Genomic DNA, 18,072 nt, shown 5'->3' on the forward strand with positions numbered 1-18,072 from the left:
CAATTAGAACGTTTCGCCGCCGCCTTCGTTTTCGCCGCCGCCTTCGTTTTCGCCGCCGCCTTCGTTTTCGCCGCCGCCTTCGTTTTCGCCGCCGCCTTCGTTTTCGCCGCCGCCTTCGTTTTCGCCGCCGCCTTCGTTTTCGCCGCCACCTTCGTTTTCACCGCCAGTGCCGCCACCTTCACCGCCAGTGCCACCACCACCGTCTCCAGCGCCAGTGGTGCCAGCTCCACCGCCTGAACCGCCGCCGCCACCGAAAGCCGGGCTGCTGTCGACAGTCTCATCAGACGGCCCATCTCCGGACCGCTGATCACTTGCGCCGATCGATGCCGTTGGAAAATCAGAAAGCAAGTCTGCAAGTGGTGTGCATTCAGCTCCGACACGCGCCAGAATTTGATCGAAATCGTGCCGGCGCTGAATGTATCGGATCATGCCCGATGTTACAGCGTCGCACTCACATAATACCTGTGCGGATGCTGCGGATTGTCTGGCTGTTTGAACGGTACATGTACCTGCTGCGAAAGCTTCGCCCGCGGGCGAAAACAAAAACGTCGTAGCAACAAAAAACAGCGGGATATTGCGGGACCGGATACCCATTTGGAACTCCTCGAAACTCGATACTTTACTACGTGTTCATATGAACCATCGGAGCGAAGGTGTTTATGAACGACGTCACACAACTGGCACATTTTCACCTTAAACGGGTCTCAATCACAATATGTGGATCGAGGGAGCGGGGGAAAATTAATGCAACCTAAAGAAGAAAAATCCCTGTTTTCAGAAGAAAACCGGGCGTATTGCCCGGTTGTCCGTTTTTCATCTTTTGTCCGTTTGGACGCAAAATTGCCACACTTGGGCAATTGTTTCCGATTGCGGTAGCGGTCTGCCAGGTAAATCAGGCCGACTTGGCCATCCGCTTGCGCTCGTGCGGGTCAAGAAAACGCTTGCGCAAGCGCACCGCGTTCGGGGTGACTTCGACCAGTTCATCGTCGTCAATATAGGCAATTGCCTCTTCTAGCGAGAACTGAACATGTGGCGTCAGACGAACCGCGTCGTCCGAGCCACTGGCGCGTACGTTTGTCAGTTTCTTGCCCTTCAGCGGGTTCACTTCCAGATCATTGTCACGAGAATGCTCGCCAATCACCATACCTTGATAGACATCCGTTTGAGGACCAACAAACATCCGGCCACGCTCCTCGAGGTTCCACAGAGCATAAGCGACGGCCTGACCGTTCTCCATCGAAATCAGAACCCCAGCCCGGCGGCCCGGGATCGGGCCTTTGTGCGGCGCCCAGTCATGGAACACGCGGTTCAGAACGCCTGTGCCGCGGGTATCGGTCAGGAATTCGCCGTGATAACCGATCAGGCCACGGGACGGTACATGCGCGATGATGCGGGTCTTGCCTGCACCTGCCGGGCGCATCTCGACCAACTCACCTTTGCGGGCCCCAGTGATCTTTTCGATCACGGCGCCCGAGTATTCATCGTCTACGTCAATGGTGACTTCCTCGATCGGTTCCAGCCGCTGGCCGTTTTCCTCGCGGAACAGAACCTGCGGGCGCGAGATGCTGAGCTCGAACCCTTCGCGACGCATGTTCTCGATCAAAACGCCCATTTGCAATTCGCCACGGCCGGCGACCTCGAAAGCCTCGCCGCCGGGTGTGTCGGTGACGCGAATCGCGACATTCGATTCGGCTTCTTTCATCAGACGATCACGGATGACGCGTGACTGAACTTTCTTGCCGTCACGACCGGCCAACGGTGAATCGTTGATACCGAAAGTTACGGTGATCGTCGGCGGGTCGATGGGCTGTGCAGGCAGGGCTTCTTCGACCTGCGGAGCAACCAGAGAATCCGCCACGGTGGCTTTGCTCATGCCGGCGATGGTGACGATGTCACCGGCTTCGGCCACATCGATAGGTTGCTGAGCCAGCCCGCGGAATGCCAGTATTTTTGAGGCGCGAAAGTTTTCGATCAACGATCCGTCACGGCTCAGGGCTTTCAGGCTGTCGCCAGCTTTCAATGTGCCGCTTTCCACACGACCCGTCAGAATGCGGCCGATGAATGGATCGCTGCCCAAAGTGGTAGCCAGCATCCGGAACGGCTCCCCCTTATGCGCGATCTGTTTCGGGGCAGGAACGTGATCGACGATCAGATCAAACAGTGCGCTCAGGTCCTTGCGCGGGCCGTCCAGCTCCATATCCGCCCAGCCTGAACGGCCCGAGGCATACATGGCCGGGAAATCCAACTGATCATCATCGGCGCCGAGGTTGGCAAACAGGTCAAAGCACTCGTCCAATGCGCGATCAGGCTCCGCATCCGGCTTGTCGACCTTGTTCAGAACCACGATCGGGCGCAGGCCCAGCGCCAAGGCTTTCGACGTCACGAACTTGGTCTGCGGCATCGGGCCTTCGGCCGCGTCAACCAGCAGGACGACACCATCGACCATGCTGAGGATACGCTCGACTTCACCACCGAAATCGGCGTGGCCCGGCGTGTCGACGATGTTGATGCGCGTGTCTTTCCATTCGACCGAAGTTGCCTTGGCCAGAATGGTGATGCCGCGCTCGCGCTCCAGATCGTTGCTGTCCATGGCGCGTTCCGCCACGGCCTGGTTTTCCCGGAACGCGCCGGATTGTTTGAGCAGCTCATCCACCAGGGTCGTCTTGCCGTGGTCCACGTGAGCGATGATTGCGATATTGCGCAGGTCCATGAGAGGTCAGCCTTTGAACGGGAAGTTGCCGCGCGCATAGCGCGGCGCGACAAAATATACCAGCCCTAACCGTGGATCAGTGACCGGCAGTCTTGGAAAAGAGGTGAATGATCAGGATTCCGGACAAGATCAACGTCAATCCCAGGATTGCAGGCCAATCCAGCCTTTGGCCGAACACGATGAACCCAATCACGGCGATCAGAAAGATGCCCAGACCGGACCAGATTGCATAAACGATACCGACAGGCATGTATTTCAGTGTCAGCGCCATGAGATAAAATGCGACTCCGTACCCCACGACCACAAGGACGGACGGCCAGAACCGCGTGAATTGTTGACTGGCCTGCAAGGCCGTGGTGCCGATGGTTTCCGCAACAACAGCCAGCATCAGATACAGATACGCTTGGGGCATTTTGATCCTCGAAACAGGAAAGATACCCCGCGTTGAGCATGAAACCGAAGGAGTGGGCAAGGCAATTTTGGATCTGAAGATGGAAGAAAACCACCTGAGGTCAGGTATACCTGACTATTCAGAGAATCGAATTAGTGTAATCTTCTCAGCGTATTTTAGGATTTGTTTTTGAGTATTGAGTTATGACGACATTTTCGAAATCCGTAATATTTGCTGCGGGTCTGATAGTGGTGATTGGGTGGCTTGCTGACGGGGGGTCCGTCGAAGTTGAAGCAGCCAACATGGTTCAACAGTTTGATGGTAGTAGTGTTTTTTAAATACCACGTAGAGCTTAGCAGGGAAAAAGGAGCCGTCGGGCTCCTTTTTTCTTTTCTGTCTAGGGGTGTACAACCTCGACGCTTTGGAAGTGTGCTGCCAGTTTCGGTTGCAGCCAATCCCACAGCCGAGGAGAACCTGCTGCAATCGCAGGCTGCACGCGCGCCTCAAGCTGGGCATATGTAACCTTGTAATCGACCCACGACCCGCCGCCGGTTTCCAGATTGGCGACAGGTGTCTGAAACCGATCAACGGCTTTGGCGAACCTGGCGTCCGGGCTGTCTGCCGCTTCAAATTCCTGCCACAGGGCAGTGAAGGTGTTGCATTGGGTGTCGGGCAGCAGTCCGAACAAGCGCATGGCCGCCGCTTGTTCCTTGGCTGCTTGCGCTGCGTGATCGACCTGCCCGTGGATCGGATTGTCGCCGGCGTCGATTTCGACGATATCGTGCAGCAACAGCATCTGAAGGACCCGATCAACACTGATACCTGAGGGCGCAGTTTCAGCCAGGACCCAGGCGTAGAGCATGATGTGCCACGAGTGTTCTGCCGAGTTTTCGAAACGATCACCCGCCATCAGCCGCGAGGCACGCAGAACGGACTTCAGCTGATCAGCTTCGGTCAGAAACGCCAGCCGTTGCGTAAACGCGTTGGCCTGCGTATTTGCACCAGCCAGCAGGTTTGCGGCGTGCTCGTAGGCCAATGGAAAAACCTGTTCCAGATAGGCGGCGCGACCGCCTTCGAGATTTGAACGCGCTATGTCCACGTGATCCGGATCGGGGTTCGGGGCACACAGAACCTGAAACAGTGGCTGACAACGATCCAAAACCTTGGCAAATCGGGCGTCGGCGGTCTGATCCTCTTCAAATTCACGCCAGACAGCGTGAAACGTATCGGCCTGATCCTTTGGCAACAGCCCAAACAGATCTTTGGCTGCAGCTTGCTCGGCCTTGGCAACCGAGGTCCAATCGGTCTCAAGGTGAATTGGGTGGTCGCCGACAACGATTTCAACCAGGTCATGCAGCAATAGCATACGTATGACCCGATCAATCGAGACATCCGGCCCTGCCAACGGGGCCATGACCAGGGCCCACAAGGCCAGATGCCAGCTGTGCTCTGCCGAATTTTCGGGTCTGGACTGGTCAAGCAGGACATTTGCCCGCTCGACCATTTTCAGTTCGTCGGCCCGTTTCAGAAACGCGATTTGCGCCGACATACGGTCGGTCATTGCTTTTCGATCGCCTTCTGCTTTGCGCGATGCGCAGACAAGCGTTTGATCACGAACTGCCTGGCTTTCCGCTCAGCCAACCGAACACGAATTTCCGTCAGAAACGCCTCTTCCAGAGACTGAGAAGCGGCCCCGAGCACTTCACCAACTTCGACAAAGAACCTGTCTTCGCCTGTCTCATCCATAACCTTCATCGTATCTTCGGCCAGTTTGGCGGCAAGAGATGTGATGGTGTCGGACATCAGCGGGTGTTCTCGGTCAGGCGGCGTTTCACATAGTCGCTGACATTGGTGATCAGCGTGTCCATATGACGATCCTGAAAGAAGTGATCTGCACCTTCCACTTCGGTGTGCGTGATGGTGATTCCCTTCTGCTCGTGCAGCTTGTTCACCAGCGAGGTCGTGTCAGCCGGTGGCGCCACCCTGTCAGCCGTGCCGTTGATGATCAGGCCGGAAGACGGGCAGGGGGCAAGGAACGAAAAGTCATACATGTTTGCAGGGGGCGATACACTGATGAACCCCGTGATTTCAGGGCGGCGCATCAGCAGTTGCATACCGATCCATGCACCGAACGAGAAACCTGCGACCCAGCAGTGTTTCGAATTGTTGTTCATCGATTGCAGGTAATCCAGCGCCGACGCCGCATCGCTCAGCTCGCCCACGCCCTGATCATACTCGCCCTGGCTGCGACCGACACCGCGGAAGTTAAAGCGCAACACGGTGAAGCCCATGTTGTAGAAGGCATAGTGCAGGTTGTAGACCACCTTGTTGTTCATGGTCCCGCCGAACTGAGGGTGCGGGTGAAGCACGATGGCGATCGGTGCGTCTTTTTCCTTTTGCGGGTGGTAGCGGCCTTCCAGGCGGCCTTCGGGTCCGGGAAAAATCACCTCGGGCATGTGTGCTTTGGTCCTGTCTTTTTCGTGCCGATGCCCGGATATACTTGACGATAATCGTCGGGCACCTTAGAACGGTTCTAATTACATTGCTTGGCGCATACCAGCGCTGTCAGTCGGAGATACGCACTGGCAACGTCGGCGTCAATGATTTCGCGCAAATCCTGCTGAAAGGGGACATGGAATGAAGCTGTCGACCAAAGGGCGTTACGCAATGGTCGCCCTGGCGGATATTGCGCTCCAGCCGACGGAACGACTGGTGACGCTTGGAGAAATCTCCGAGAGGCAGGACATTTCGTTACCATATCTCGAGCAGCTCTTCGTCAAACTGCGCCGGGCGGACTTGGTGTCTTCCGTGCGGGGGCCCGGCGGCGGGTATCGACTGGCACGCCCGGCATCCGAAATTCGTGTCGTCGAAATTCTGGCCGCCGTGGACGAAACCGTTGATGCGCTGCAAAAAGGGGCAGGCGCGTCCGGGGCCTCGTCCGGCAGCCGCGCTCAATCATTGACCAATCGGCTTTGGGAAAGTCTCAGCGCGCATGTCTATGTGTTCCTGCATCAAACCCGTTTGTCAGATGTGATCAAGAACGACCTCGCCCCGTGCCCGGCCGTGCCGAGCCTGTTCTCTGTTGTAGATGAATGATCTGAACGGGCGGGATATGAAATGAAGTCTGCTGGCAAAAAGATGTATCCATGAAACGTGTTTATCTGGATCACAATGCAACAACGCCGCTGCGCCCCGAAGCGAGGGACGCGATGATTGCGGCGATGGATGTCTGCGGCAATCCCTCGTCGGTTCATGCGGAAGGTCGGGCCGCCAAAGCTCTGATCGAGCGCGCCCGGGCCCAAATTGCATCGGCCTTTGGGGCGGATGGGGCGGATATCGTCTTTACATCTGGGTCAACCGAAGGTGCGGCGCTGGCATTGTCGGGGCGCCAATTGCACGGCGCGGCGATTGAACATGACGCGGTAAGATCTTGGATCAATGAGGATCTTACGGTTTCCGAGGCCGGAGACGTGCAGGTAATCGCGCCTGAAATGTCGACATTGCAACTGGCAAACTCAGAGACGGGGATTGTTCAAACACTGCCGTCCGGCCTGGCCGTGACAGACGCCACACAGGCTTTTGGAAAGCTGCCCGTCGCGTTCAACTGGATGAATGCCCAGATGGCTCTGGTCTCGGCGCATAAACTGGGCGGTCCAAAAGGTGTCGGTGCCGTTGTGATGCAACGCGGAACCGATCTGGCGGCACAGATCAAGGGGGGCGGCCAGGAAATGGGCCGCAGGTCAGGAACCGAAAATGTCATTTGTATCGCGGGGTTCGGCGCCGCAGCTGAAGCTGCGATGCGGGACCTGGCCAATGGCGTTTGGGAGCAGGTCGAGGAATTTAGAAATATTCTAGAAAACGCTCTTGAGGCTGCTGTAAAATCACCTATTTTTGTCGGGAAAGGGCGGCAACGCCTGCCGAACACCCTGTGTTTTGCCGCCCCCGGCTGGAAAGGTGAGACCCAGGTCATGCAGATGGATCTGTCGGGTTTTGCGGTCAGTGCGGGCTCTGCCTGTTCAAGCGGCAAGGTTCGTGCCAGCGCGGTGCTCACCGCAATGGGATACGACGAGGTGACAGCCAGCAGCGCAATCCGCGTATCGCTGGGACCTCGGACAACGGAAGAAGATGTGCTGCGTTTCGCCGAAACGTGGCTTGAGAAAGAGAAAAAGCATCGCGCGCGCGCCGCGTGATCTGACGGAGGGCAAGTTATGGCCGCTTTGGACCAGACCCAGGTGAAAGAGGGTGTCGACCAGGAAACCGTGGATGCGGTGCGCGAGGTCGGAACCTATAAATACGGCTGGGACACGGACATCGAAATGGAGTACGCGCCGAAAGGTGTGAACCCGGACATCGTTCGTCTGATCTCGGAAAAGAATGAAGAACCGGAATGGATGACCGAGTGGCGTCTGGCCGCGTTTGAACGCTGGACCAAGATGGAAGAACCGAAATGGGCCATGGTCACTTATCCAAAGATCGATTTTCAGGACCAGTATTACTATGCGCGTCCGAAATCGATGGAAGAGAAACCCAAGTCGTTGGACGATGTCGACCCCAAGCTGCTGGCCACATACGAAAAGCTTGGTATCCCTTTGAAAGAACAGATGATTCTGGCTGGTGTCGAAGGTGCTGAGGATGCTCCGGCCGAGGGGCGCAAGGTTGCTGTGGACGCGGTGTTTGACTCGGTGTCCGTCGGCACGACCTTTCAGGCCGAACTGAAAAAGGCCGGTGTGATTTTCTGTTCGATTTCCGAAGCGATCAAGGAACATCCTGAGCTGGTCAAGAAGTATCTGGGCACTGTGGTTCCGGTGTCGGACAACTTTTATGCGACTTTGAACTCGGCCGTGTTTTCGGATGGGTCCTTCGTCTACATTCCGCCCGGTGTCCGCTGCCCGATGGAGCTGAGTACCTATTTCCGCATCAACGCCGAAAACACCGGCCAGTTCGAGCGCACGCTGATCATCGCCGACAAAGGTTCGTACGTGTCCTATCTGGAAGGCTGCACCGCGCCCCAGCGCGACACCGCGCAGCTGCACGCGGCCGTGGTCGAGATCATTGTCGAAGAAGACGCCGAAGTGAAATACTCGACCGTTCAGAACTGGTTCCCGGGCGATGAGAACGGCAAGGGCGGCATCTACAACTTCGTGACCAAGCGCGCCGATTGCCGGGGCGACCGGTCCAAGGTGATGTGGACGCAGGTCGAAACCGGCTCGGCCGTGACGTGGAAATACCCGTCCTGCATCCTGCGCGGCAACGAAAGCCAAGGTGAGTTCTATTCGATCGCGATTGCCAACAACTATCAGCAGGCCGATACCGGCACCAAGATGGTTCATCTGGGCAAGAACACCAAGTCTCGCATCGTGTCCAAGGGCATCAGTGCGGGCAAGGCGCAGAACACCTATCGCGGTCTGGTCTCGATGCATCCGAAGGCCAAGGACAGCCGCAACTACACCCAGTGTGACAGCTTGCTGATCGGCGACAAATGCGGCGCGCATACGGTTCCGTATATCGAGGTCAAAAACAACTCATCTCGTGTCGAGCATGAGGCGACGACGTCCAAGGTGGATGACGATCAGCTGTTCTATTGCCGTCAGCGCGGCATGGATGAAGAAGAGGCCGTGGCTTTGGTGGTCAACGGGTTCTGCAAGGACGTTCTGCAAGCACTGCCGATGGAGTTCGCCATGGAAGCGCAGCAACTGGTGGCAATCTCGCTGGAAGGGTCGGTTGGCTGATGACGCGGGCGTCACGAAGCGGCATCCGGAAAGAAGACGTGTTGACCTGGCTGGGTTACGCGTTGCCGGTTCTTGGCGGTCTGCTGGGTATGGCTTACGTCAACATCAACCACATGGAATTCATCAACCCGGTTTGGGCGGTTGGCGGAGGGGCGATCCTGGGTTGGATCGTCGCGCGTCTGATCCGCAAGTTGCTGGGATAAGAAGGTTTCGGGGCCACGGTGCCCCTTGCGATGCGCTAAAGGATAAAAAATGCTGGAAATCAAGAATTTGCACGTGAAGCTTGAAGAAGAAGACAAGCAGATCCTAAAGGGTGTGGACCTGACGGTTGAAGCCGGCAAGGTACACGCGATCATGGGGCCGAACGGGTCAGGCAAGTCAACACTCAGCTACGTGCTGTCGGGCCGCGACGGGTACGAAGTGACCGAGGGTTCTGCCACGCTGGATGGCGAGGACCTGCTGGAGATGGAACCGGAAGAGCGCGCCTCTGCCGGCGTGTTTCTGGCCTTCCAATACCCAGTCGAGATTCCGGGCGTGGGCAACATGACCTTCCTGCGCACCGCCGTGAATGCACAGCGCAAGGCGCGGGGTGAGGACGAGCTGTCCGCCGCTGATTTCCTCAAGGAAGTGCGTGCCAAGGCAAAGACGCTGAAGATCGACGCGGATATGCTCAAGCGTCCGGTCAATGTGGGCTTCTCGGGCGGTGAGAAAAAGCGCAATGAAATCCTGCAAATGGCCATGCTGGAACCCAAGATGTGCATCATGGACGAAACCGACTCGGGTCTGGATGTGGATGCGATGAAGCTGGTCGCCGAAGGTGTGAATGCGCTGCGCGATGAAGGTCGCGGGTTCTTGGTCATCACCCATTACCAGCGCCTGCTGGATCACATCAAGCCCGACGTCGTGCACATCATGGCCGATGGCCGCATTGTCAAAACCGGAGGCCCAGATCTGGCGCTCGAGGTTGAAAACAACGGTTATGCCGACATTCTTGCCGAGGTGAACTGATGGCCTTGCCCGAAGTCAAACAAACCGCGACCGAGGCCCGGCTGTCTGCCTTGACCATGCCCGACGCGGGATGCACCCGCGCCGCGCGCGAAGACGCGCTGGCCCGTGTTCTGGAAACTGGTCTGCCCGGACGGCGTGACGAATATTGGAAATACACTCAACCGGACACTCTGGTCTCGCCAGACGCGCCTCCGGCTGCGGTGTTTGCCGATGATGAGCCGTTGATGTTCAGCGGACTCGACCGGCTGAACATCGTCTTCGTGGACGGTGAATTCAGCGCCGAAGAGTCGGACGACCTGACGCTGGAAGGCGTGACCATCGACCGGCTCGAGGATATCTGCTGCAAGGACATTCATTGGGCGAAAGACCTGTATGGCGTGCTTGAGACGCGCGGTCAGTCTCCGGTCCAGCGTCCGCTGGCGGCGCTGAACACGGCTTTTGCGTCGGATGGTGTGGCCATCCATATCACCGGCAAACCGTCCAAACCGATCAACCTGGTCTATCGTCATGCATCGCCGACCTCGGATGCGATCCTGCACCACGTCATTCGCGTGGAAGGCGGGGCCGAGGCAACCATTCTGGAAACCGGCCCGGCTGCGTCACGCTTCAACAAATGCATGGAGATCGACATCGCCGACAAGGGCACGCTGCACCATGTGCGCGCCCAGGGCAGGGACCATGAACGCCGGGCCGCGACCCATATGTTTACCCGTCTGGGCACGGAGTCTGTCTATAAATCCTTCACTTTGACAGTGAATGGCGTGCTGACCCGCAACGAGCAGGTCGTCGAGCTGACAGGCGATGACGCGGTGGCCCATGTGGCCGGGGCCTGTGTTGGCGATGGAGACTTCCATCATGACGACACGGTTTTCATCACCCATGATGCGGTAAACTGCGAAAGCCGTCAGGTGTTCAAGAAAGTGCTGCGCAACGGGGCGACCGGCGTGTTTCAGGGCAAGATCCTTGTGAAGGAAGGCGCACAGAAAACCGACGGTTACCAGATCAGCCAATCGTTGCTGCTGGATGATGACAGCCAGTTCCTCGCCAAGCCCGAGCTTGAGATCTATGCCGATGACGTGGCGTGTTCGCATGGCTCGACCTCGGGTGCGATCGACGAAACCGCGCTGTTCTATCTGCGGTCCCGTGGCGTGCCGGTCAAGGACGCAACCAACATGCTGACTTTGGCCTTTCTTGCCGAAGCGGTGGATGAGATCGAAGACAGCGCCTTGGCGGAAGAGATCGTAAGCCGTCTGGAAGGGTGGCTGGCGCGTCGTAGCTGATGGCCGTCTCGTCTGACATATTGGCCACATACCGGGGGCCGGGGCGCGTGGTGCGCCGGCTTCTTGAAATGGGTCAGCGGGAAGACAGGGCACTGGTGTTTGTCATGGCGTTTTGCGTTGTGGCCTTTGTCGCGCAAATGCCCAGCCTTGCCCGCAAAGCGCATCTTGAAGGCGTCGAGCTGAACATGCTTCTGGGCGGCGCTTTGCTGGGGTCGGTGTTCATACTGCCGTTGTTTTTCTACACGCTGGCGCTGATTTCCTATTGGGCGGCGCGGATGGCGGGCGGGCAGGGCACTGCTTATGGCGCACGACTTGCCCTGTTCTGGGCTTTGTTGGCATCCGCCCCCCTGGTCTTGTTGAATGGTCTGGTTGCCGGGTTCATCGGGCCCGGGCCCGCTTTGACAACTGTGGGCATCGCCTGGGTTGCTGTTTTTGTCTGGTTCTGGTTATCCGGTCTGAGACAAGTACAAAGGTCCGCTGCATGACTATCAATTCCCTCGGCGCTCTGGCGGTTCTGACGATCAGAAGCCCCGACCAAGCCGCCCGCCAGCTTTTGTCCCTGAAACCGGGGCGGGAAGGGTTGTGGCTGGCCTTTGCGCTGGCAGTGGTTTTGAACTGTCTCGTCCAGTTGGGAATCGATTTGTCGGTGCCCGTGCCGCAAGGTCAGATCGCACCGCCTCCCGAAAGTATCCCCGTTGTTTTGCTGCGATCCGCCGGAGCAATGCTGCTGAGCATCCTTGCGTTCTTCGTCGTCGGAAAAGCAATAGGCGGCAAAGCAAGCTTTGACGATCTGATGGTCCTGACGGTGTGGTTGCAGTTCCTGCAAATCGTCGCCCTTGTCATGACCCTTGTTCTAAGCCTGACGATGCCGTTTCTGATGATGATAATGCTGTTCGCGACGGCGATCCTGAGCCTTTACATCACGCTTCATTTCCTGAACGAAGCGCATCAATTCGGATCCCTTTGGAAATCCTTCGCCGTAATTCTGTTGTCAGCCCTGATTGCGGTTCCCTTCGTCCTGTATTTAACACCGGCCGCGCCTGTCTAGGAAAACCGTATCATGTATGATGTGCAGAAAATTCGCTCTGACTTTCCGATCCTGTCACGTCAGGTGAATGGCAAGCCGTTGACCTATCTGGACAACGGTGCGTCGGCTCAAAAGCCTCAGGTCGTCATCGATGCGGTGACCCGTGCCTATTCCGAAGAGTATTCGAATGTTCACCGTGGATTGCACTATCTGTCCAATCTGTCGACCGAGAAATACGAAGCTGTTCGGGGGATCATCGCCCGTTTCCTGGGGGCATCGAACGAGGATGAGATCGTTCTGAATTCAGGAACGACCGAAGGGATCAATCTTGTTGCCTATGGCTGGGCCATGCCGCGCCTGGAAGCCGGGGATGAGATCGTCCTGAGCGTCATGGAGCATCACGCCAACATCGTGCCCTGGCATTTCCTGAGGGAACGGCAGGGCGTTGTTCTGAAGTGGGTGGATGTGGACGCTGACGGGGGGCTGGATCCGCAGGCGGTAATCGATGCGATCGGCCCGAAAACCAAACTTGTGGCCGTGACGCAATGTTCCAATGTTCTGGGTACCGTCGTGGATGTCAAAGCCATCACCGAAGGTGCACATGCCAGGGGCGTCCCGGTGCTGGTTGATGGCAGTCAGGGCGCGGTGCATATGCCGGTGAACGTGCAGGACATCGGTTGCGACTTTTACGCCATCACCGGCCACAAGCTGTATGGCCCGTCGGGGTCGGGTGCGATCTACATCAAGTCCGAACGCATGGCCGAGATGCGCCCCTTTGTCGGTGGCGGTGACATGATCAAAGAGGTCAGCAAGGATCAGGTGATCTACAACGACCCGCCGATGAAGTTCGAGGCCGGAACACCCGGCATTGTCCAAACAATTGGCCTGGGCGTTGCGCTGGAATACATGATGGATTTGGGAATGGACAACATTGCCGCCCATGAATCCGGCCTGCGGGACTATGCCATGCAGCGCCTGAACGGTCTCAACTGGCTTCAGGTTCAGGGCACGCGGCCAGACAAGGCAGCCATCTTCAGCTTTACGCTGGACGGGGCCGGCCATGCCCATGATGTATCCACGATTCTGGACAAAAAAGGGGTTGCCGTCCGCGCCGGGCATCACTGTGCGGGCCCGCTTATGGATCACCTGGGCGTCACGGCGACCTGCCGTGCCAGCTTTGGTCTCTACAACACGACGGATGAGGTCGACACACTGATCGAAGCGCTTGAATTGGCGCATGATCTTTTCGCCTGATTTTGGTTTCAAAGAGGGTGCAACAATCACGATTTTCAGTTGCACCCGGATTGGAACAAGGTTAGCTAACGGCCAAGGCACCTGTAGCTCAGCTGGATAGAGCGCTGCCCTCCGAAGGCAGAGGCCAGAGGTTCGAATCCTCTCAGGTGCGCCACCATGCTATATTTCTAAGGTTTATTGGGCAAAGCAGGAACTTCCGCACCAAATTGGGAGAAGTTCCCGAGCCGCATAGCTATCGCTAATGAAGGACAAGGGTCTTGCGCTGCTCCGGGGATATGCCGCAGCATAGCGTTATTCAACATCTGCCCCGGTCAAGCGCTTCTTTAGTTTTCGCGTTTTCGGTTTCCAGCGCCCGAAACATCTTGGCTTACAACAGTTCCAAACAGCATCTAGTGTTGAAACTATGAAAGGTGCCCTGGCTGATCCGCTCTCGGGATATTTTCCATGCGAATACCCTTTCGGGCCATGGATAGTGTCTGCACGCCTCTGTTTTTCGCCTGCTTGCCACCACGCGAACAATCCTGACAATCATTTTGAGGCTTAACCCCTCAAGCAGTGGTTTTTTTGATGTACACTTTCCGAACGAGGCTGGCGCGCGTCAGCTCAAATGGAGGAAGGAATGTGAAAGTCATCTCTTCAAATAAGAAGCTGATAATCGTTGTCGTGATTGTAGCACTATTGGGTAGCGCGATTACCGGGGTTTCAGCTTCAAGCGTTTTAGGATGGATCTTGGTCGCCGTAATTCTGGCGTTTATCCTTGGAAAGCTGACCGATGATGAAGAACCCGAAAGCGATGATGATTCAGAAAGCGACAATGCTTCCGGTTCCAGTGTTCCCGCTGACGTCGGCGATGAAAAGTCTCGTGAGACCAGCAATTCCACTGCGGCGACAGCATCCAGCAATGACACCGGAGGCGGTGATGCCAGCGGCGGAGGGGGAGACGCGGGGATGTAACTGGCCGCCCCCGTCAAACCCCTGTCATATAAGCCGAGATCGCGAAGTCGCTGTCTTAGCCGCGCCAGGTGCGGACGACACCGCAGTCCATATGCACGAAATTGGACCCGTTATATTGACCGACACCGCCGGCCCGGCATGACATAGCAGCCTTAGCCATCTGCGAGACGGAGCGGGAAGACAGGCGCAGGTCTGCCGCTTGTCCCTTCATATGAAGCGACTTCCGGGCGACGCCGCGAGAGCGGGCGCGGAGCATGGCGTTGGTCTGGGGGGAGCGATAGCCCGACAGCAACATGTAAGGTTCGTTGACATCCAGAAGGTTGTGTGATGCCGCCATAATATCAATCGTGCGTAAATCGATGGATTTTACGTGATCCGTGCGCCAATCGCGCATGAAATGGTTCACTTCTTTGACTGCGTCCTTGATATACTTACCATCGACCCAATAAATCATGTCCAACCGTTCGCCCGTGCGACCGGAATACATGCGAATGCGACGGATATCGCCGCCGCCGCGCAAAAAGCCTGCTGCTTTGGAGTAGGTGGGTGCTGCTGCGACTGCTGTTGCTGCAAACGCACCCAATAGGGCACGTCGGGTCAAGCCCGAGGAACTGCTCTTGGTCATTTTGGTTCGTCCCGTACTGTTCCTGCCTGCGCACGATGTTACGCGCGCTGTCTTAATTTTTTCCCATCCCAGATGCGGAATTTATGACACAATCGGATTCGACGGCCAAGAAGTGTTTCATAGGCACCTTTTCAAGGGGGAATTTTCGGCAGATTTTTGCGCAAATGTCACAGCCGAGCACAGAATATTTGCAGGTGTGGGCTGCACATCACCGGGCCGATGCAAACGCGCATCAGACGCCAACAGAAGCAATTCGGTAAGGAATTTGTGAATAGACAAGTCTGCGCAGCCAAACTCATAGTTGTTCGACGCACATATCACCAACCAAGCCATTGATTCCAAGGCCATCCAATGCTTTCTGTATTCCGAACCTGTACCAGTATCCTGCTTGCCGGCTGTTTTGCGGCCACTGCGAGTATGGCAAACACCACTTCTGAACCTGCGCACAACACGGCGTTTCAGATGGCCGTTGCAGAACATACCCCACGGGAATCGCAGATCGCAGAGTTTTACCGGACAACCGGGTTTTCGCCGATTTGGGTGGGTGAATCCGATGAGCATATGCAACGCCGGGCCGCATTGATCCAGGCACTGTCACATGCGCATCTGCACGGTCTGCCGAGGGCCGATGCGACAGTTTCATCCTTGATGCAGAAAATGCAGGATGCACGCTCGACACGCGATCTTGGCGCCGTTGAAGCGGAACTGAGCCGGGTTTTTGTGGATTTTGCCGACGCATTGTACTCGGGTTTTATTCGGCCCGGAAACATCGACGACGGGCTTGTTCGGTCGGTGGATCGTCGCAGCGCGGCCGAGCATCTGAACGCCCTGAACACACATGGCGCCGCGTATCTTGCGCAATTAGCTCCTCAAACCCGTCAGTACCGGGCTCTGATGAAACAGAAGCTGGCGCTTCAGGATTTGGTAGATCAAGGCGGTTGGGGGGCGACAGTTCCGGAAACTAAGTTGGAATTCGGGGATACCGGGCCCAATGTCGTGAAGCTTCGCAATCGGCTGGTGTTGATGGGCTACATGAAACCCTCGGCCAGCCCGTCGTTCGACGCCGCGTTGCTGGAAGGGGTCAGGGCCTTTCAAATCGCGCATGGGTTGGAACCCGATGGCGTTGCAGGCAAGGGCACGATTGCCGAGTTGAATCGCCCCGCCGTGGACCGGCTCAAGGCTGTTTATGTCGCTTTGGAACGGGAGCGCTGGTTGCCTCGGGAACGCGGCGCACGTCATATCCTTGTCAACCAGACAGATTTTTCGGCAAAGATCGTGGATGACGGGCAAGTCACCTTTGAAACCCGTGCGGTGATCGGCAAGAACACGCATGATCGCCGCAGCCCTGAGTTCTCGGATGTGATGGAACATATGGTGATAAACCCCAGCTGGTATGTTCCGCGCTCGATCATCACCAAGGAATACCTGCCGAAGCTGAAAGCGAACCCCAACGCGGTCGGTCATATTCAGATCACGGACAGCAGGGGGCGGCAGGTCAATCGCGGGGCGGTTGATTTCAATCAGTTCACCGCGCGAAGCTTTCCTTTTGCGATGCGCCAGCCGCCCAGCAAAAGCAATGCTTTGGGGCTGGTCAAGTTCATGTTCCCCAACAAGTACAATATCTATCTGCATGATACGCCTCAGAAAAGCCTGTTCGCGCGCGAGGTGCGGGCGTTCTCGCACGGCTGCATCCGGCTGGCGCAGCCTTTCGAATTTGCATATGCGTTGCTGGCCAAACAGGAAGAGGACCCCAAGGCATTCTTTCATCGTGTTCTGAGCACGGGAAAGGAAACCAAGGTCAATTTGGAACAAAATGTTCCGGTCCACCTGATCTATCGAACGGCATATGTCGGGCCAAAAGGCGAGGTGCAGTATCGCCGTGATGTCTATGGCCGGGACGGCAAGATTTGGGAGGCCCTGCAAAAGGCAGGGGTGGCCCTGCCGGACGTTCAGAGTTAAGCACAGGGCAAATCCTGCCAAAAGGAAGCCCGAGATGCAGTTTACCATTCAACAAATCGCCGACGCTTTGGGTGCTGAATGCCAAGGCGACGGTGGCCTGACGATCGTGCGGGCGGCCGAACCGGGCGATGCTGACCCAACCGATCTGGCCATGGCCATGTCTCCGAAATACGCCGAAGCGCTTTCGAAAGGGCGCGCGCGCGCCGCCGTTCTGTGGGAGGGCGCGGATTGGCAGGACATGGGGCTGCGCGCGGCCATATTCGTGAAGCGTCCGCGCATGGCGATGGCGGGGATCACCTCAATGCTGGATCGCGGGCAAGGGATTGAACCGGGCATTCATCCTTCCGCAGTGATCGATCCAACGGCCGAAATTGGACCAGATGTGGCGATAGGACCTCTGACTGTTGTTGGTGCTCGGGCGCGAATAGGTTCGGGCTCGGTCATCGGAGCACACTGCGTGGTGGGAATGGACGCCATTCTTGGCGAACAGGCCCTGTTGCGTGAAATGGTCAGCATTGGCGCGCGCGCACAAATCGGGGATCGGTTCATCGCGCAGCCCGGTGCAAGGATTGGTAGTGACGGGTTCAGTTTCGTGACCCCCGAGGTTTCTGGCGCTGAGAACGCCCGCAAAACGTTGGGCGATCAGGGCGACGCCAAGGCCCAAAGTTGGCTCCGTATCCATTCTTTGGGCGCGGTTGAGATCGGTGATGATGTCGAGGTTGGCGCCAATTGCACTGTCGATAATGGAACAATCCGCAACACGCGGATCGGTGATGGCACCAAGCTGGATAATCTTGTCCATGTCGGGCACAACACCCGCGTCGGGCGGGATTGTCTGCTGTGCGGTCAGACAGGTGTCTCCGGCTCGGTCGAGATCGGCAACAACGTCGTTCTGGGTGGTCAGACCGGAGTGGTCGACAACATTTTCATAGGGGACGGCGTTATTTCGGGTGGGGGCACGAAGATTCTGTCAAATGTGCCCGCCGGGCGCGTGATCATGGGGTATCCGGGCATCAAAATGGAGACCCACACCGATGTCTACAAGGCGCAGCGCCGACTGCCCCGAATGGCACGCGACGTTGAGGCATTGAAAAAGGCTGTTTTCAAACAGACCCCAAGCGATTAAATCATCGTC

Annotated in this window: 19 protein-coding genes and 1 tRNA gene; 13 read left to right on the forward strand and 7 right to left on the reverse strand. The window is 57.0% G+C overall.

Going from position 1 to position 18,072, the window contains the following annotated elements:
• Positions 1–3: 3 nt before the first annotated feature.
• From GS611_RS03870 to GS611_RS03895, 6 genes are all read right to left on the reverse strand, one after another.
• The gene (locus GS611_RS03870) at positions 4–429 is read right to left on the reverse strand and encodes a hypothetical protein (protein ID WP_171632380.1); all 426 of its coding nucleotides are present in this window, start codon (positions 427–429) and stop codon (positions 4–6) included.
• Between the two features lie 463 nt (positions 430–892).
• Positions 893–2,710, reverse strand: a complete 1,818-nt coding sequence (gene typA, locus GS611_RS03875) for a translational GTPase TypA (RefSeq protein WP_171632381.1) — start codon at positions 2,708–2,710, stop codon at positions 893–895.
• Between the two features lie 76 nt (positions 2,711–2,786).
• The gene (locus tag GS611_RS03880; protein WP_171632384.1) at positions 2,787–3,122 is read right to left on the reverse strand and encodes a multidrug efflux SMR transporter; all 336 of its coding nucleotides are present in this window, start codon (positions 3,120–3,122) and stop codon (positions 2,787–2,789) included.
• Positions 3,123–3,498: 376 nt separating this feature from the next.
• Positions 3,499–4,662: an HD domain-containing protein gene (locus tag GS611_RS03885; RefSeq protein ID WP_171632387.1), complete on the reverse strand. Its 1,164-nt coding sequence runs from the start codon at positions 4,660–4,662 to the stop codon at positions 3,499–3,501.
• Entirely contained in the window at positions 4,659–4,904 is a 246-nt protein-coding gene (locus GS611_RS03890; protein WP_152458018.1) for a hypothetical protein, read from the reverse strand. The genes GS611_RS03885 and GS611_RS03890 overlap by 4 nt, the downstream gene beginning before the upstream one ends.
• Positions 4,904–5,557, reverse strand: a complete 654-nt coding sequence (locus GS611_RS03895) for an alpha/beta hydrolase (RefSeq protein WP_152458017.1) — start codon at positions 5,555–5,557, stop codon at positions 4,904–4,906. Before GS611_RS03895 ends, GS611_RS03890 begins: the two co-directional genes overlap by 1 nt.
• 181 nt (positions 5,558–5,738) lie before the next feature.
• Between GS611_RS03895 and GS611_RS03900 the strand changes: the two genes are divergently transcribed.
• The 11 genes from GS611_RS03900 (at position 5,739) to GS611_RS03950 (ending at position 14,353) form a co-directional block, all read left to right on the forward strand.
• Entirely contained in the window at positions 5,739–6,197 is a 459-nt protein-coding gene (locus tag GS611_RS03900; RefSeq protein WP_152458016.1) for an Rrf2 family transcriptional regulator, read from the forward strand.
• A gap of 50 nt (positions 6,198–6,247) precedes the next feature.
• Positions 6,248–7,291: a cysteine desulfurase family protein gene (locus tag GS611_RS03905; RefSeq protein WP_171632391.1), complete on the forward strand. Its 1,044-nt coding sequence runs from the start codon at positions 6,248–6,250 to the stop codon at positions 7,289–7,291.
• Positions 7,292–7,309: 18 nt separating this feature from the next.
• Entirely contained in the window at positions 7,310–8,830 is a 1,521-nt protein-coding gene (gene sufB, locus GS611_RS03910) for a Fe-S cluster assembly protein SufB (RefSeq protein WP_171204775.1), read from the forward strand.
• A complete protein-coding gene (locus GS611_RS03915; RefSeq protein ID WP_152458013.1) occupies positions 8,830–9,033 on the forward strand; it encodes a hypothetical protein in 204 nt (67 codons plus the stop codon). Before sufB ends, GS611_RS03915 begins: the two co-directional genes overlap by 1 nt.
• Positions 9,034–9,082: 49 nt before the next feature.
• Positions 9,083–9,838 (forward strand): Fe-S cluster assembly ATPase SufC, encoded by a 756-nt coding sequence (sufC, locus tag GS611_RS03920; protein WP_171632394.1) that lies wholly within the window; start codon positions 9,083–9,085, stop codon positions 9,836–9,838.
• On the forward strand, positions 9,838–11,118 hold the full coding sequence (locus tag GS611_RS03925) for a SufD family Fe-S cluster assembly protein (protein ID WP_171632397.1): 1,281 nt from the start codon (positions 9,838–9,840) through the stop codon (positions 11,116–11,118). The genes sufC and GS611_RS03925 overlap by 1 nt, the downstream gene beginning before the upstream one ends.
• Positions 11,118–11,603, forward strand: a complete 486-nt coding sequence (locus tag GS611_RS03930; protein ID WP_171632399.1) for a YIP1 family protein — start codon at positions 11,118–11,120, stop codon at positions 11,601–11,603. Before GS611_RS03925 ends, GS611_RS03930 begins: the two co-directional genes overlap by 1 nt.
• Positions 11,600–12,166, forward strand: a complete 567-nt coding sequence (locus GS611_RS03935; protein WP_171632402.1) for a YIP1 family protein — start codon at positions 11,600–11,602, stop codon at positions 12,164–12,166. Before GS611_RS03930 ends, GS611_RS03935 begins: the two co-directional genes overlap by 4 nt.
• A gap of 12 nt (positions 12,167–12,178) precedes the next feature.
• Positions 12,179–13,399 carry a cysteine desulfurase gene (locus tag GS611_RS03940; protein WP_152458008.1) on the forward strand — a complete coding sequence of 407 codons (1,221 nt, stop codon included), beginning with the start codon at positions 12,179–12,181 and terminating at the stop codon, positions 13,397–13,399.
• A gap of 77 nt (positions 13,400–13,476) precedes the next feature.
• Positions 13,477–13,553, forward strand: a tRNA-Arg gene (locus GS611_RS03945).
• A 467-nt stretch (positions 13,554–14,020) separates the two neighbouring features.
• Positions 14,021–14,353 carry a hypothetical protein gene (locus GS611_RS03950; protein ID WP_171632405.1) on the forward strand — a complete coding sequence of 111 codons (333 nt, stop codon included), beginning with the start codon at positions 14,021–14,023 and terminating at the stop codon, positions 14,351–14,353.
• Between the two features lie 55 nt (positions 14,354–14,408).
• Here the strand turns inward: GS611_RS03950 and GS611_RS03955 are convergent, their stop codons facing one another.
• Positions 14,409–14,978, reverse strand: a complete 570-nt coding sequence (locus GS611_RS03955) for a DUF882 domain-containing protein (protein WP_171632409.1) — start codon at positions 14,976–14,978, stop codon at positions 14,409–14,411.
• A 351-nt stretch (positions 14,979–15,329) separates the two neighbouring features.
• On the opposite strand from GS611_RS03955, the gene GS611_RS03960 reads away from it, so the two are divergent.
• The gene (locus GS611_RS03960) at positions 15,330–16,937 is read left to right on the forward strand and encodes a L,D-transpeptidase family protein (protein WP_171632412.1); all 1,608 of its coding nucleotides are present in this window, start codon (positions 15,330–15,332) and stop codon (positions 16,935–16,937) included.
• Between the two features lie 34 nt (positions 16,938–16,971).
• Positions 16,972–18,063: a UDP-3-O-(3-hydroxymyristoyl)glucosamine N-acyltransferase gene (gene lpxD, locus GS611_RS03965; protein WP_171632414.1), complete on the forward strand. Its 1,092-nt coding sequence runs from the start codon at positions 16,972–16,974 to the stop codon at positions 18,061–18,063.
• Positions 18,064–18,072 lie beyond the last annotated feature (9 nt).

It is taken from the genome of Ruegeria sp. HKCCD6119 (assembly GCF_013110585.1).
Taxonomy (GTDB): Bacteria; Pseudomonadota; Alphaproteobacteria; order Rhodobacterales; family Rhodobacteraceae; genus Ruegeria.

Excerpts from the sequence above, each read along its gene's own strand:
- GS611_RS03870 (WP_171632380.1), bottom strand. The coding sequence starts at position 429 with ATGATCCGATACATTCAGCGCCGGCACGATTTCGATCAAATTCTGGCG.
- typA (WP_171632381.1), bottom strand. The coding sequence starts at position 2,710 with ATGGACCTGCGCAATATCGCAATCATCGCTCACGTGGACCACGGCAAG.
- GS611_RS03880 (WP_171632384.1), bottom strand. The coding sequence starts at position 3,122 with ATGCCCCAAGCGTATCTGTATCTGATGCTGGCTGTTGTTGCGGAAACC.
- GS611_RS03885 (WP_171632387.1), bottom strand. The coding sequence starts at position 4,662 with ATGACCGACCGTATGTCGGCGCAAATCGCGTTTCTGAAACGGGCCGAC.
- GS611_RS03890 (WP_152458018.1), bottom strand. The coding sequence starts at position 4,904 with ATGTCCGACACCATCACATCTCTTGCCGCCAAACTGGCCGAAGATACG.
- GS611_RS03895 (WP_152458017.1), bottom strand. The coding sequence starts at position 5,557 with ATGCCCGAGGTGATTTTTCCCGGACCCGAAGGCCGCCTGGAAGGCCGC.
- GS611_RS03900 (WP_152458016.1), top strand. The coding sequence starts at position 5,739 with ATGAAGCTGTCGACCAAAGGGCGTTACGCAATGGTCGCCCTGGCGGAT.
- GS611_RS03905 (WP_171632391.1), top strand. The coding sequence starts at position 6,248 with ATGAAACGTGTTTATCTGGATCACAATGCAACAACGCCGCTGCGCCCC.
- sufB (WP_171204775.1), top strand. The coding sequence starts at position 7,310 with ATGGCCGCTTTGGACCAGACCCAGGTGAAAGAGGGTGTCGACCAGGAA.
- GS611_RS03915 (WP_152458013.1), top strand. The coding sequence starts at position 8,830 with ATGACGCGGGCGTCACGAAGCGGCATCCGGAAAGAAGACGTGTTGACC.
- sufC (WP_171632394.1), top strand. The coding sequence starts at position 9,083 with ATGCTGGAAATCAAGAATTTGCACGTGAAGCTTGAAGAAGAAGACAAG.
- GS611_RS03925 (WP_171632397.1), top strand. The coding sequence starts at position 9,838 with ATGGCCTTGCCCGAAGTCAAACAAACCGCGACCGAGGCCCGGCTGTCT.
- GS611_RS03930 (WP_171632399.1), top strand. The coding sequence starts at position 11,118 with ATGGCCGTCTCGTCTGACATATTGGCCACATACCGGGGGCCGGGGCGC.
- GS611_RS03935 (WP_171632402.1), top strand. The coding sequence starts at position 11,600 with ATGACTATCAATTCCCTCGGCGCTCTGGCGGTTCTGACGATCAGAAGC.
- GS611_RS03940 (WP_152458008.1), top strand. The coding sequence starts at position 12,179 with ATGTATGATGTGCAGAAAATTCGCTCTGACTTTCCGATCCTGTCACGT.
- GS611_RS03955 (WP_171632409.1), bottom strand. The coding sequence starts at position 14,978 with ATGACCAAGAGCAGTTCCTCGGGCTTGACCCGACGTGCCCTATTGGGT.
- GS611_RS03960 (WP_171632412.1), top strand. The coding sequence starts at position 15,330 with ATGCTTTCTGTATTCCGAACCTGTACCAGTATCCTGCTTGCCGGCTGT.
- lpxD (WP_171632414.1), top strand. The coding sequence starts at position 16,972 with ATGCAGTTTACCATTCAACAAATCGCCGACGCTTTGGGTGCTGAATGC.